This window comes from Bradyrhizobium sp. 160, from assembly GCF_023073735.1.
In the GTDB taxonomy this organism is placed as follows: domain Bacteria; phylum Pseudomonadota; class Alphaproteobacteria; order Rhizobiales; family Xanthobacteraceae; genus Bradyrhizobium.
This window is the reverse complement of sequence record NZ_JADPKD010000030.1, coordinates 138,291-150,882: the sequence shown is the minus strand read 5'-3', so window position 1 is coordinate 150,882 and position 12,592 is coordinate 138,291. Positions and strand designations below refer to the sequence as shown.

General features: G+C 58.4%; 11 protein-coding genes and 2 pseudogenes. 9 read left to right on the top strand and 4 right to left on the bottom strand.

The genetic code is table 11. The annotated features are described in order from the left end of the window. The first annotated feature begins 1,146 nt into the window (after positions 1–1,146). Genes IVA98_RS13125 through IVA98_RS13105 form a run of 5 tightly spaced genes read left to right on the top strand, consistent with a single transcriptional unit; the run spans position 1,147 to position 5,111 of the window. Positions 1,147–1,404 carry a multiubiquitin domain-containing protein gene (locus IVA98_RS13125; protein ID WP_247355017.1) on the top strand — a complete coding sequence of 86 codons (258 nt, stop codon included), beginning with the start codon at positions 1,147–1,149 and terminating at the stop codon, positions 1,402–1,404. Then, positions 1,404–1,787, top strand: a complete 384-nt coding sequence (locus IVA98_RS13120) for an E2/UBC family protein (RefSeq protein ID WP_247355016.1) — start codon at positions 1,404–1,406, stop codon at positions 1,785–1,787. Before IVA98_RS13125 ends, IVA98_RS13120 begins: the two co-directional genes overlap by 1 nt. Further along, the gene (locus IVA98_RS13115) at positions 1,784–3,124 is read left to right on the top strand and encodes a ThiF family adenylyltransferase (protein WP_247355015.1); all 1,341 of its coding nucleotides are present in this window, start codon (positions 1,784–1,786) and stop codon (positions 3,122–3,124) included. Before IVA98_RS13120 ends, IVA98_RS13115 begins: the two co-directional genes overlap by 4 nt. An 18-nt stretch (positions 3,125–3,142) precedes the next feature. Next, positions 3,143–3,760 carry a hypothetical protein gene (locus IVA98_RS13110; protein WP_247355014.1) on the top strand — a complete coding sequence of 206 codons (618 nt, stop codon included), beginning with the start codon at positions 3,143–3,145 and terminating at the stop codon, positions 3,758–3,760. After that, on the top strand, positions 3,708–5,111 hold the full coding sequence (locus IVA98_RS13105; protein ID WP_247355013.1) for a ubiquitination-like system serine protease family protein: 1,404 nt from the start codon (positions 3,708–3,710) through the stop codon (positions 5,109–5,111). The genes IVA98_RS13110 and IVA98_RS13105 overlap by 53 nt, the downstream gene beginning before the upstream one ends. Positions 5,112–5,675: 564 nt before the next feature. On the opposite strand, the pseudogene IVA98_RS13100 reads toward IVA98_RS13105, so the two are convergent. Next, positions 5,676–6,154, bottom strand: a pseudogene (locus tag IVA98_RS13100) (Lrp/AsnC family transcriptional regulator). Between the two features lie 404 nt (positions 6,155–6,558). Here IVA98_RS13100 and IVA98_RS13095 point away from each other — a divergent pair. Then, the gene (locus IVA98_RS13095; RefSeq protein WP_247355012.1) at positions 6,559–6,768 is read left to right on the top strand and encodes a response regulator transcription factor; all 210 of its coding nucleotides are present in this window, start codon (positions 6,559–6,561) and stop codon (positions 6,766–6,768) included. 722 nt (positions 6,769–7,490) lie between these two features. Next, positions 7,491–7,742 carry a hypothetical protein gene (locus tag IVA98_RS13090; RefSeq protein ID WP_247355011.1) on the top strand — a complete coding sequence of 84 codons (252 nt, stop codon included), beginning with the start codon at positions 7,491–7,493 and terminating at the stop codon, positions 7,740–7,742. Between the two features lie 1,010 nt (positions 7,743–8,752). Here the strand turns inward: IVA98_RS13090 and IVA98_RS13085 are convergent. Then, positions 8,753–9,214 carry a hypothetical protein gene (locus IVA98_RS13085; RefSeq protein ID WP_247355010.1) on the bottom strand — a complete coding sequence of 154 codons (462 nt, stop codon included), beginning with the start codon at positions 9,212–9,214 and terminating at the stop codon, positions 8,753–8,755. Positions 9,215–9,305: 91 nt separating this feature from the next. Further along, positions 9,306–9,602: a hypothetical protein gene (locus IVA98_RS37610; protein WP_524536374.1), complete on the bottom strand. Its 297-nt coding sequence runs from the start codon at positions 9,600–9,602 to the stop codon at positions 9,306–9,308. Here IVA98_RS37610 and IVA98_RS37605 point away from each other — a divergent pair. Then, complete coding sequence (locus IVA98_RS37605) at positions 9,522–9,974, top strand: helix-turn-helix domain-containing protein (RefSeq protein WP_524536373.1); 453 nt, start codon at positions 9,522–9,524, stop codon at positions 9,972–9,974. The genes IVA98_RS37610 and IVA98_RS37605 overlap by 81 nt on opposite strands. Before the next feature lie 247 nt (positions 9,975–10,221). Here IVA98_RS37605 and IVA98_RS13075 read toward each other — a convergent pair. Continuing rightward, positions 10,222–10,809: pseudogene (locus tag IVA98_RS13075) on the bottom strand (transposase); the annotation flags it as partial. Between the two features lie 316 nt (positions 10,810–11,125). Between IVA98_RS13075 and IVA98_RS13070 the strand changes: the two are divergent. Beyond that, a complete protein-coding gene (locus IVA98_RS13070; protein ID WP_247355042.1) occupies positions 11,126–12,397 on the top strand; it encodes an aminotransferase class I/II-fold pyridoxal phosphate-dependent enzyme in 1,272 nt (423 codons plus the stop codon). The last annotated feature ends 195 nt before the right edge of the window (positions 12,398–12,592 follow it).

Here is a 12,592-nt window from a genome sequence, read left to right as displayed (position 1 = left end):
TGCCCGGTGGAGTGACGGCACACTTGTTCCTGATCCACTGCCGCCAGTCGCGTCCTTCGCGCGATGCCGCCGTTCCGCATTCTCCTCAGCGCAAACGGGGCAGACGAACGATGATCGTGTCACGCTCCGCTCCCTCGCACAGCGTTCAGCGACTTTCCGCAGCACCCGCGGCTTGTTACCGCGGCCGATCCAGAGGTAAATGTCGCATCACATGAAGCGCTGTCTGAGCCGAAATTCTGCTCAATTAAGGTGATGCACGCGTGGAATCTGCGGCCCTGCGCGCCGCTCGGCGGAAAGAAGCTTAGCTCTCTATTTTGGAGAGGAGCACCTGGCCGGCGGCGCAGTGCTGCGTCCTCTTCAGGTCTCTGACGATGAAAGGCCGGCGCTGGCTGCAGACGCCGGGGGGCCGGCCCGGCGCTCGCCAGGTCAGATTCGCAACCAATGAGATGGTCATATGGAGTGTCGGTCCAGAGCAGGAGCTGGCCGTCCGCTTTTTACGGATGAAGAACAATCACCCTCTCAATCCGCAGATCCGGGCCCGCGCCGCCCGTGTCCAATCGCAATATTGTCATACACTCTTCTATGTGTGCGCGCCACAACCGCAATCCTAAGAGTAGTCGAAAAATCGCTCTGCAGGCTCGTAAGGTCAGTCAGTCCTATGTCTGCCGAAGGCCATTCGACGCTTAGAGGCAGCTACCGCTTCGGTTGGGGGGGGCTGCAGGGGAGGCCGCCTGTCCCGACGTGTGTGCGGGTGCTTTCGAATGAACTCGCGCGCCCCGACACGTGCATGCATCATTGGGATAACGAACGTTCTAGCCGCGCCGCTTTTTGGAGGTAAGCCCGCTTTCTTCGTCTTCAGGTGCAAGCCACTTGGGCAGCGTGAGGGAAGCCCATTGCGGTGGCCGATTCGCGCCAGCCTTGAGAACTGACGCGGGCCGACGCCACGAGAGCGGGGATCCTGAGCGCTTCAGCGTCCCTCGTGCGCCGTTCGGCGTCGATCAGTCCTATTTCGAAGGAAATCACCGATCCTGTTCGTGTAACAACGGCCGGACACGCGGGCCGGGAGCTCGCATCTGTGATTTGCGGGAACTCGCATATCCGGCCGGGAAGCCGCGCCTTAGTGCGAGACACAATAGAGGCGAACAGATGGGTGACAAGCAGAACGGACATGAAGAGACGTACTTCTTCTTTGTCGGCGGCAAAAAGTACGAGACCGACCAGCCGGCACTGACAGGGCTGCAAATTAAGGCGCGCGTTGCGGAGTGGGATTCCTCGCATGATCTCGTTCTCGAAGGGCACGGAAACGATCCCGATCACCTTATCGGAGATGACGAACGGGTCTCGCTAGACAAGGACAAGGGTCCGCTTCGCTTCTCGTCGGCCCCGAAGGCGAACTTCGGCTGATGGGCGGCGCCGCTGAAGTCCAGATCGAGGATCTGCGTAGGCGCTGGCCGGATGTGCGTACGCAAGAACTGCCGAGCGGCGCAATCCTGGTGACGATCGGTTCGATCTCGCTGCCGCCCGGCTGGAGCAGGGCTGCGACTTCGATTCGTTTTCTGGTTCCGACCGGCTACCCCTTTGCCGCACCCGATTGCTTCTGGGCGGACAATGATCTGACGCTCGAGGGTGGACGCATGCCGTGCAGTGCCGGCAACAACAACATGATCCCGGAGACCGCGGAGCCTGGACTCTGGTTCTCTTGGCATGTCCAAGCATGGAATCCCAACCGCGACACGCTCTCAAGCTGGATAAACACCATCGCCGATCGCCTGAGGCGACTGCAATGAGCGGGCTGCGTTTCGCCTGGCCGGCGTATCGTAAGGCCTCGGCCGACCTGCTGGCCTCGGCGCCGCTCGAGAGCTGTGGGGTAGCCTATTCGGTTCACGATCCGCACACCGACACATGGTTGGTGGACGATGTAGAGAGCGTCGCCGATTCGGCTTACGAGCATCGCGATGAGGTGTCGGCAACGCTTCGACCTGCATTCATCGTCGAAGTGGCCAACCGTGCCCGCGCGCTGGGACGAAGCGTCGTGCTGGTGCATACCCATCCGTTCGAACAGAGCCATCCGCGATTTTCCGCAGTCGACGACAGGGGCGAGGTCGCATTGGCTGACTATCTACGTCGCCGCGCGCCTAAAGGCGAACACCTCGCGCTCGTATTGAGTCAGGCGGGCTGCCGAGCCCGGCGGATTGGCACGGCCCAGGAGGTGCGGGTCTGGCAGATCGGCGAGCGACTGGTCCTCCTGTCGTCTGACAAATTCACTGGAGGCAGCGATGTGCGATATGATCGGCAGGTGCGCGCCTTCGGTGCCGATGGTCAGCGGGTAATCTCGTCAATGAAGGTGGGTGTCGTCGGGGTCGGCGGTACAGGGTCAGTGCTGCTCCAACAGCTTGCTCGGCTTGGCGTTCGCGATTTCGTGCTGATCGATCCTGACGTGGTCGAAACCACGAACCTCAACCGCTTGGCCGGAGCCGGTCCCAGTGACGTGGGTATGAGCAAGATCGCTGTCGCGGAAAGGGAGATACTCGCGTGCTCGTCGACCTCGCGGGTGCGGGGACTGAGAGCCGATGTAGTCGATGCGAACATCGCGGCGGAGCTTGTCGGCCTCGACTTCGTCTTCCTCTGCACTGATTCCCATGCGAGCAGGGCAGTGGTCTGCCAGGTCGCCTACCAATACCTGTTGCCTACAATCGACATGGGCACGAGCATTACCGCCCGGGAGGGTGCAGTCACCCACATCAGCGGGCGTGTGCAGATGTTGGCTCCCGAGTTGCCGTGTCTGACTTGTACAGGCGCGCTAGACGGAAATCAGATCCGACGCGAGATGATGACCCCGGAACGCCGCGCGTCCGATCCCTATCTGCTGGGGCACCACGAGCCTCAGCCGGCCGTCATGTCAATCAACACGACGATGGCCTCGCTAGCGGCCACTATGTTCATGGCTGCCGTGACCTCGATGCCGGGCCAGGCTCGTTTCCAGCTTTACGAGGGTGTCAGAGGCGCGGTACGACCGACCCAGGCGAGAAGAGTCGAGGATTGCGTCGTCTGTTCGCGTCGTGGCGCCCTTGCCAAAGGGCCCTCCTGGCCTCTTCCGGTCCGGCCGAGTGCGAAGAATGGCTAAGGCGCGACCCGAAGTGCTATGGTTCGGTACGCCACCGCCGCCCGAACTGAGCGGGAGTTCGTGCAACGGAACCTGCACCTGGTGTGCTGCGCCTCGGCGGGTGGCGTGGATAGCTCAAAAGCCTGCGCCGCCGTGTTTCAGTTCGGCTCCGACATGCCGGAAGACGTAGTGAGGACCGCCGGTGCCCATGTGAGAACCCTAATCGACAGCGGTTTGCGCGTCGATCTTATTGCGGACGATGACGAGACAATGGGGCGCGTGCAGGCGTCGGCGAAATCAGTCCTGAATGTCGCCGGGGTCGCGGTCCGCACAGATATGCCGGCGCATTCCTTAGCAGAGAAGATCGCAAGGCACGACGCCGGTCAGAGGCCGCGCGCAGACCTCAAGATCGAAGTCGCGGGAGACCGCGAACCGGTGCGCGAGGCCGACAAGATACTCTTTAAGCGTGCATTCGCGCACTGCAGTCGGATCGTGTTGGAGGAACTCACGGGTGGGCTTTCGCAAGCTCGCGTCTTCGCCGTTCACATGACCGTTCATACGTCCAATGCTGGAGCATGGCCGCAGCCCGATTTCGCCAAACTGGATGGACGACAAGATCGAGCAAGAATACCGCAACTACCGCGAATATGCGGATAGATATATTCCTTTCGGCTTGAGACCGAATATTCACGATCCGGTATTCGGGGCGGAACGCGGTCTGTTGGTCGGAAGTTTCGTGGACCGATCCGAACCCTTATGGAATTTGGCGCGCCGAAATTTGGCGGCTCGGGCCGTGACGTCGCTGATCGAAGAGACTCTTGGCGGCTGGCGTGATCAAGCATACGGCAAGGATCCGGACGAGGGCTCAGTCGTTCAAGCTATGATCGGCGCCGAGATACTGCTTCCTTGCAAGCTGAAGTCGCGCTATGTTGAAGATGCTTTTCGGTTTGATGTCACGGCGACCCCGGAGATCATTCTAGATCAGTTAGGCAAACTGCACCAGCGCTACCGCAGTGCGCCCGCGCATGGCGATCTCCATGGGGAAAACGTGCGCGTGCGCAACGACCATGCGATTGTTATTGACCTTGCTTCGGTTGTCCGCTCCGCTCCCCTGACGGCGGATCTGGCATCGCTGGAGACCTGGCTTGCCTTTCAAATGCCACCGGAGTGCAACCCTTGGGTATATGAAGATGCCATTTGGGTTGCTGAGATTGATCGTCTTTGCGCTCCGACATCGTTCTTGCATCCCCCCGGGCCCTGTGATCCGACCAGCAAGTTCTGCTGGATGTCCAGCGTGGTCCGACAGCTCAGGCGGATGGGAATCGCAGTACAATCGTGTTCCACTGAATATCAGGCTGCCGTCGCCGTGCAACTCCTCAGGCGCTGTCAATGGGATGACGGTCCTGCTGCCGACCGCTTTAGGCGCACAAAAGGAATACGCCGTCGCGGCCCAATTGGCGAGCGAGCTGGCGAGGAGGAAGACATGAGCATTGTTCCGAGGAGGGTGAACCTGCGCGGCTTTGCGGAATACCGGGATGAGGGAGAGAAGATGCTTACCGCTCCCGGCGATGTGGTGGTCATCCGGCGAGGCGCGCTGCGCTCAGTCCTCATGCGCTGTCCCGACGGATGCGACGAAACGCTCGTCGTCAATCTCGATTCACGCGCAGGAAAGTCGTGGAGACTGGATATGCGGACCGGCAAGCCAACCCTCTATCCCTCGGTTTGGCGAGACGGAGGATGCGGTAGTCATTTTATAATCTGGCGCGGCCAGCTCCTGTGGTGTGACCGCTTTGAAGAAGGTAACCTTGAGCCGAACTTCGAGCTCCTCGCGCTCGGGCGGCGCGTTCTGAAATCGCTGCGAAGACGCGAACTGCGTAGCGCCGAGGAGATTGCTGCTGAGCTCGATGAGATTACATGGGAAGTATCAAGGGCAGGACAAATGCTCGTGCAACGCAAATTGGCTATTTGTGGATCTGGTAAACAGAGGGATTGGTTCGCGCTGGCGTAGGCTACAATCAGAATTCCGAGCGCGAGTTGTTCGCCGGGCTTTGCCCTTGACTCTGCAATCTTCGGAAGAAACATCATCCATGTACCGCGCACCCGATTGACGAAGCTGGCTGGCGGGCTACGCCGTGGAAAAGGTCGTCATCAATATTCAAGATACGACAACCCTTGGGGGCGGCCGCGGTCGAACGCGTTGTGGCTAAGGCAGCAGGATCTTGCATTGATGCTTAACTTCTTGACGTTCGCTTCATCGTCCGGCTGCGCTTGCCGGCAGCCTCTGCGCCCGCGCGCGGGACCTGTTGTCCAACGTGCCCGCTAATGGCCGGACTTATCACGCCTGGCGGCGCGTCAGCGTTGCGGCGCTCGCGCCGAATCCAACTGAACGGGCCATATTCTTGCTTTTGCCCTTGCCGTTAGCGGTCCGATCATTGCGTCCAGGACATTGCGTATGACCAGGCTCGAGCTGCGTCTCTTCTCTATGCCTGACTGAGAGCCTAAGGAACGGCCGGAGAGTTGAACGGTCAGGTCAAGACCTCGATTGCGGAGACGATCGCCAGCATCGGTGCAGTCAATCGTCTGGTGGAAGCTCAACCGGAACAGCAAATCCAACCTTTACGCGATCCAGTATGACCATGCTCTTGAAGCCCTTGTGATGTCGCGATTTTCGTAGAAGAAGCGCCGCGTGAACTCCTCGTACTCCTCCATGGACCGTGCGGTAATGTACAGGACGAAGTCGGCATCGCCCGTGACGTAAAAACCATTGACGACGTCGATTGATGATTTGATGACCTTCTTGAACCTATCGATGATATCAGCGCTTTCCCGCTCCAAGGCCACCATTGCAAGCACTTGAATAGGTCGTCCGACCATCTTTGGCGATACGACCGACACGTCGGCCTGGATGATGCCCTCCGAGCGGAGCCTCTTCAGCCGTCGTTGGCATGCGGTAGCGGAAAGCCCGGCCATCTCGCCAATCACCTCTGAAGTCAGACGGTCATTCTTTTGCACGATCTCGAGGATGCGGGCATCTATCCGATCGTAGCGCATAATCACCTCCAGCCTGAGAGGAATTCCGCCGCGAGATGGCCGATCCGCGCAGGAAATCCTCGAGGAGAAAAAATACGGCGAATTTGACCTGGGTTCGCGAGCCTGGTCCTACGGCTCAGGAGAATTCCCCACTCCTTGGAAGGAGGAGTGTTTAGTGAAAGGGCGATATCCGGCTCACGTAGATTTGGACACAATATCGACAGCCACAATTCTCGCAGTGCTGATGTTATGTTTGCGACATATGTCGCAAGCCCGTCGACAAGGCTGCAATGGAATGGCGGCCTCGCGCGAATGTTGAGGCAATCGTCGAGGAAGTCATCCTACTTCCCCGTGTTTGCTGGCGCCACTGAGTGGCATCGCATTTGCTGATGGCTCTCCTGTTCTGTCGAGGCCAGGAGAAAATCATGGCGGATGTGCAAGAGGTTGTGCTGTCGGAACGGGAAAAACAGTGTTTGCGATGGATCGAGCAGGGAAAGTCATCATGGGCAATCGGAGTCATCCTGAACGTGAGTGAGAACACCGTCAACTTCCATGTCAAGAATGCGATGCGAAAGTTGGAAAGGACCAGCAGGACGCAGTGCGTCGTCAAGGCGCGGCGTTTAGGTCTTATCTAAAGTAACGGCCGCTTTGGCGTTGCCGCTAAGGGGTAACTGTCGGTTGCTCCGGCGGAATGCGAGGCGGATTACGCACTGCAGCTGTCCAGCTATGGACGGCGCTACAATTTTCATCGCCGATCGTCACGGCGCGCTGTGGACCACTAGGCGAGGTTAGATCCGGGGCATAACGCTCTTGAAAGCTCGACGGCCAGTCGGCTGCCTCGGTTAACGTAGTGATCGGTCCGTCCTCCCTGCTGCGGACGCCAGCGGTCATATGCGTGTGCACAAATTTGAGGAGAGTTGATCGTGGCAGCTCCGCTACTGAAGTCGTCGTCATCGGAAAGCCGGTTTAGACGGCTGGGACTTCCGCGAATCCATTTCCAAAAGCGTGCTGTTCGTGGAACTTGCGCCATATTCCGGCGTCTGCGCTGATCCAAGCGGGCGATTCTCACCAAGCGTGGCTGGCTTAAATGCAAAAGGTTGCGTACTTCCGATGATATAGCGGATAGATAAGCTTGAACATGTTTGCGGCGGACGCGCCGCTCCGGGCGTTTCTGGGTCTCTGTGCGCAGGAGATGGCCTTAGGCCCGCGACCCCTTCCAGCTCAAATGATCGATGCAGACCGGTTCGTTGAATTGTGCGCTATGATTCCGTAATGAAACGCGTGCCAGATGGATAGTCGATGGTGCGTTCTTCTCCTGGCTTAGGCTGTCGCACGAAGCGAGGTAGGACGGCTAAAGATGCTTACCTTGAAGGTTGCAGTGCGAACGCTCAAGAACATCGTTTGCGAGTGCCCCGCTCCGACGGGTCGGCGAATGCAGAAGGGCAGTCAATCCTTTGTGTTCTGCAGTTCATGGCCTGGGAATTTCGAACTCGATCTCACGCGCCACTTCGATGAAGTTCTCTGGAGCGCCTCCGTTCTTGAAGAGAGCGTATTTCAGAGCTTCAGCGCGGTCGATAAAAAGGCGCCAAACGCGCCGCGTGTTTCGTGAGCAACCCAGTTGCCGGTTTCTGCCGACAAAAACAATCGCTCCAATATGGGTTGTTTCACATGAGTGGAGCTATCATCTGAGCAAAGCGTCATGGTGACTCAGGTCCTCGATTCCCATTCAAGTGACTGCGATCCCGCCGTTCTCCGGCTCGCGATCGGAAAGCGAATGTCGATTTGTCGTGCTACTCACATCGCAAATTCGAAACCAGCATGCGACTCCAAAGTTTCGGCTATTGGCCGCCAATCGGCTCTGGCCTTGTCTGGGCGGCAAATATTCCTCAAGCTGGAGGAATCGCTCAAACGGCAACGGAGTTCTCCTATCAGTTCTGATTGCGCAGGTTGGAGCTCATGCGAGTAGTCTGTGATCAGAATGGGAGCGATACGATCAAGTTCATGTGCTATCTACAAACCTCGTCCGTGAACACGCCGGGAAGTGTACGTCGCGCACACCTCGTGAGCATGAATCCGTTAGCAGAACACGGGCCAGATCCCGGCGGACTATGTGTTTCGTGATGCGCTCGGCTCGGCAATACGCAAGACGGGCTGCACCTCCTGTCTCGCTCAAAAAGGCCCGCGCTGATTAAATGGAGCGGCCCCGCTTAACCAGGGCTCCAGCTTGACGTGCGCGCCGGACTCGAGTGCCGGGCTGGGCCAATTCCTCGCCAACCGAAGTCGGCGCGCAAGTGATCACCGATGCTGCAAAATCATTGACTTGCTCCGCAGTCGGCGTCGGAGCGCCCGGAGTCGTTGCAGGAGAAGCGGACCCGCTGGAGTGCGTCGATTTCGCCGCGGCTTGGAGGGCGCGGCACCTATCTTAGGTAAAGTTCTTATCTTCTCCGCGCAGCAGCGATCAAATCGACCGCGCTTGTTGATGGCGGGGAATGATTGTCGGAGGAAGCCGCGCGCGTAATCTTCGCTAGCTAGAGCAGGGGTTGATCAGATTTGGTCATCTGCGCCTGTGAGCTGCCCACGCAAACTCTGGGTACTGCGGAGCTGTTGGAGATGTTCGCTTCACGCGGCGTCCGCCTGCGGATGGCCTTCTGCGCCTGGAGCGCGGCTCGCCTTGCGGTAATCAGGGATTATGCCAAGCCCGCTGATGAGGCTTTTGTTGCTGGAAACAGCTTGCTCGAGTTCATCAATTTTTTGCCACGAGCGCCGAACGCCCCCGCAATCGGAGAAGATTTGTGACAGAGGCAGCGACTGCCTTTCTGGGGCGCTGACTGGCAGCAACAGCAGCCTCATGACCTTGTTTTCCGCAGATGGAAGATGATTGCCCCGGGTGCTCGTGGCCAGGACCGCCGGGTCGCGATACTCCAGAAGCACTTCCAAGGCGGCGCTTATGTTCTTGTCACCTTGGGGTGATGGCATCGCATGGGCTAGGAGCGTGTTGTGACCGCGGGAATTGTCTGTCCCTCGGGACTGCAGAGAGTTCGCTGGGATTTCCAGCCTTCCGTCGTCGAGCTCCTTCTTCAATGAACTCCGTTCATCGAAGAAAAATTCCCGATCGGTAACTTTTCGGGCCGTTAAGCCTCACTTAAGGGGAAATATTCCCGTTCGGTAACTTTTATCCTCCTTCCATCGACTTGGCCGAATGTTCCCGATCGGTAACTTTAGGCGAGAGAGCTATGAACACGCTCCCAAGGGCACTCCCCCCTCGGGCGGAAACGAGGCTCGTGGCGAGACCGGTGTCGCGCGCCAAGCGGCCGAGTTTGCTGCAGCATTCGGTCGCCTCATCCAGGAAGAACGCAAACGGCAGGGCCTCCGGCAGGACGAGCTGGCCATGGTGAGCGGGACAGGAAAGCGCTTCATCGTCGACCTTGAGGCCGGAAAAAGCACCTGTCAGCTCGGGCGCAGTCTGCACGTGGCAAACGTGCTCGGGCTGCGCATCGAGGAGGTTCTCAAGGGGCCCAAGCCCGCCGCGCGAACACTTCCGAGACACCGGACATTCCCGACAGCGACGAGGAGGAGCCACATGAACCGTCTTCCGGTCTACTTTGAGACGCGAGAGGTCGGCTGGATCACGGCCGCCCACGAAGCGTCAGCCTTCACCTATGCCGAATCCTGGCGAGGGCTGACTGGCGCCTTCCTGTGTCGCTCACCATGCCGCTCGCGCGGGCGTCGCACGGACGCGCCTGATCAGTCAGATGCGGGCTTTCTGCCTCGAGTACGGCGTAGCTTTGCATCAGGGTGCTGGAATATTCAAGCTCGAGTTGCCGCACGCTTTGAAAGATGAAGGGAACGACTTATCACCAATGATGCGGCGTCTGGTCGGCGATCACTACAACGATCTCTGCCGCCTCGAAGAACGGATCCGCCAAGTGACAAGGGAGATCGAAGCAGAGAGGACATCACACGCCGGCCGAGCTTACGACATGTTGATCCATTGTTTCGTCATTACTGTTCCCGAGCCTTGCAATCGAGCCAGAAGCGTCAGGTGAAAGCAGGATTCCTGCGTTCGTAGAGTGCTCCTGGCTTGTTCAAGAGACGACGTGGAAGCGCCGGCCGTTAGCGAACTGGCCGTGAGCAAGGCGCGCGCTGAATCTGACCTCCACCAAGATCGGGACCCGGGTCCCCACGCCTTGCGCCGAGCAGATCCGGATGGCCACTCTTCCTCGCGATAAAGCCGGTAGATCCGGTTGATCCCAGACGGCGGTCTCCCGCCGCAGCAGGACGGACAGCCGGCGTTAGCCGAAATGCCTGCGCTCGTTGGCGAAATCTCGCAGCCGGCTCCCAGCTCTGCCTCAGGAGGGCGGCTGGAAAAATGGCGGATCATCTTCCGATTCGCGCTCACGATCGAGCAGGGCCGCCGTTCCGACAGGCTCTCGACCGCCTGCAGATGCGTGACGGCAGCGCGCTTAGCGGCGGGCCCTACCATTTTTTTGAAAGTAGCTCGCGAAGCGCGGCCGCATCGAGCATCTGCTCACCCCGAGCTTCTTCAGCTTCGCGTTATCCTCTTAGGCCTTGTGTCGTTTGGCCTCGGAGACCTCCATACCGTCAAAATGGCCTTCCAATTGTAGATCGTAGCCTCGGAAATTCCAATGCTTGCGAGCATGGTCAGCTGTCTTCGCCTAGCCTCATGTCCAACCATCGCTATAATGGCAGAAGGGTAGCCGGCGTAGTCCAGCCTATGCCTACTACAGTAAGGCGTTGCGCGAATACGAGATGTTGATTGCCTACGAGCGATTTGTGTCGCAATGGAAAGCGCGGCAATTACGTGTCCGCCCTAGCCTATCGGACTTGGTGGCTGCCCAAGCAAACTCGCCGATGGTTAAGTCGCTTTTGAGAAAGAAGGCAGTTGAGCTGCGAAATCCAGTACAAGCGGTCGCCCAAGTGCCGACCGCGCTACTCAGCCGTCCCCTCCACCCGCATGCAACGGAGTATCAAATGCCACAGCGGAGCTCGCTCTCTGAGGATGGTCGGCCGGCCGGACATTTCCGGAACACCACTTACATGATCAATAAGAGCCGTCGCTATTTCGATGCAGCCCACGAGGCTGGTCTAATGGGCATCCATGGACGTTCGACGACGGGGCGTGCTTTCGCTCTGGGCTCGGGTTCACTTGAGGAGCGACCGGAAATAATTGATTTCGTGCGATGTTCATATCTGGGCTTGGACAATCATCCCGTCATTGTCGCTGCCGCGATCGACGCGATCGAGGCGCATCGGTCGTTGCATTGGTCCTGCGCACGAACGCGGCTCAATTTCGATCTTCTGGCAGAACTTGAAACAATCCTGTCGGAGATGTTCTCCGCACGCGTGATCGCCTTTTCCACTGTCATGCTTGCGAATCTAGGTGCGATGCCACTCCTTGCATCGGGCGAATTGACCGGTGGAAGAAAGCCGCTTGTGGTGTTCGACCGCCTTGCGCACTTATCGCTGGCCTATCACAAGCCCGTGGTTGCTGATGAAACGGGCGTGGAAACAATTGCGCACAACGACCTTGACGCTCTGGAACGCTTGTGCCGCAACCATTCAGCCGTTGTCTATGTATGCGATGGTGTTTACTCCATGGGAGGGGATGCGCCGCTCAAGGAGCTGCGCCAACTCCAGGAACGGTACGGGCTCTTTCTTTATATCGACGATGCGCACGGCATATCGATCGTCGGACGCCAGGGGGAAGGATTTGCTCGATCTCAGTTTCCGGAAGTCCTGGGAGACCGCACGATCATAGTAGCCTCGCTGGCTAAGGGTTTTGGCGCATCGGGCGGCATGGTGATGCTCGGAACGGCTGATCAAGAAGCTCTCTTTCGAAGGTACTGCATTCCCTATGCGTTTTCCGTACCCCCCAACTTGGCGGCGGTTGGCGCGGCGCTCGGATCGTGCAAAATTCACCATTCGGCAGAACTTGGCGATCGGCAGCAGCGGTTAGCCCAGCGTATCAAGGAATTCGATCGTCATGTTGAAACCGGCCAGCAAGGAGAGTTGTTCCCCATCAGGATGATTGCAATAGGATCGGAAACCAAGGCCATTGCAATCGCCAAGTTACTCCTTGATTCCGGCTTCTACACTTCGGTGACATTCTTTCCGACGGTCCCGCAGGGAAAGGCAGGGATCAGAGTGTGCATTACGGCCGATCACGAAGACAAAGATATAGCGCGATTGTGCGACTGCATCTTGGAAGCTGTGGCTCAAACGACGGGAAAGCCATACCCTTGAGGTGATGCAATGATTCAGAGGACGAATTTCATCGAGCTACCCGATACGGTTGCTGTCACCTTATATCAAGAAGGATGATAAAGGCTCGTCAAATCTCAATCCATTATTCGACGTCCTAGACGTCTGCGGATTGTTCGGGCCATTGTTCTCAACAGCGCGTTGCTCGCTCGTAACGCCGGTTGCGATTGTCTAAAC

What these genes read in the sequence shown, in the direction of transcription:
- IVA98_RS13125 (WP_247355017.1), top strand. Translation starts at nt 1,147, where the DNA reads ATGGGTGACAAGCAGAACGGACATGAAGAGACGTACTTCTTCTTTGTC.
- IVA98_RS13120 (WP_247355016.1), top strand. Translation starts at nt 1,404, where the DNA reads ATGGGCGGCGCCGCTGAAGTCCAGATCGAGGATCTGCGTAGGCGCTGG.
- IVA98_RS13115 (WP_247355015.1), top strand. Translation starts at nt 1,784, where the DNA reads ATGAGCGGGCTGCGTTTCGCCTGGCCGGCGTATCGTAAGGCCTCGGCC.
- IVA98_RS13110 (WP_247355014.1), top strand. Translation starts at nt 3,143, where the DNA reads ATGGTTCGGTACGCCACCGCCGCCCGAACTGAGCGGGAGTTCGTGCAA.
- IVA98_RS13105 (WP_247355013.1), top strand. Translation starts at nt 3,708, where the DNA reads ATGGACGACAAGATCGAGCAAGAATACCGCAACTACCGCGAATATGCG.
- IVA98_RS13095 (WP_247355012.1), top strand. Translation starts at nt 6,559, where the DNA reads ATGGCGGATGTGCAAGAGGTTGTGCTGTCGGAACGGGAAAAACAGTGT.
- IVA98_RS13090 (WP_247355011.1), top strand. Translation starts at nt 7,491, where the DNA reads ATGCTTACCTTGAAGGTTGCAGTGCGAACGCTCAAGAACATCGTTTGC.
- IVA98_RS37605 (WP_524536373.1), top strand. Translation starts at nt 9,522, where the DNA reads ATGGTGAGCGGGACAGGAAAGCGCTTCATCGTCGACCTTGAGGCCGGA.
- IVA98_RS13070 (WP_247355042.1), top strand. Translation starts at nt 11,126, where the DNA reads ATGCCACAGCGGAGCTCGCTCTCTGAGGATGGTCGGCCGGCCGGACAT.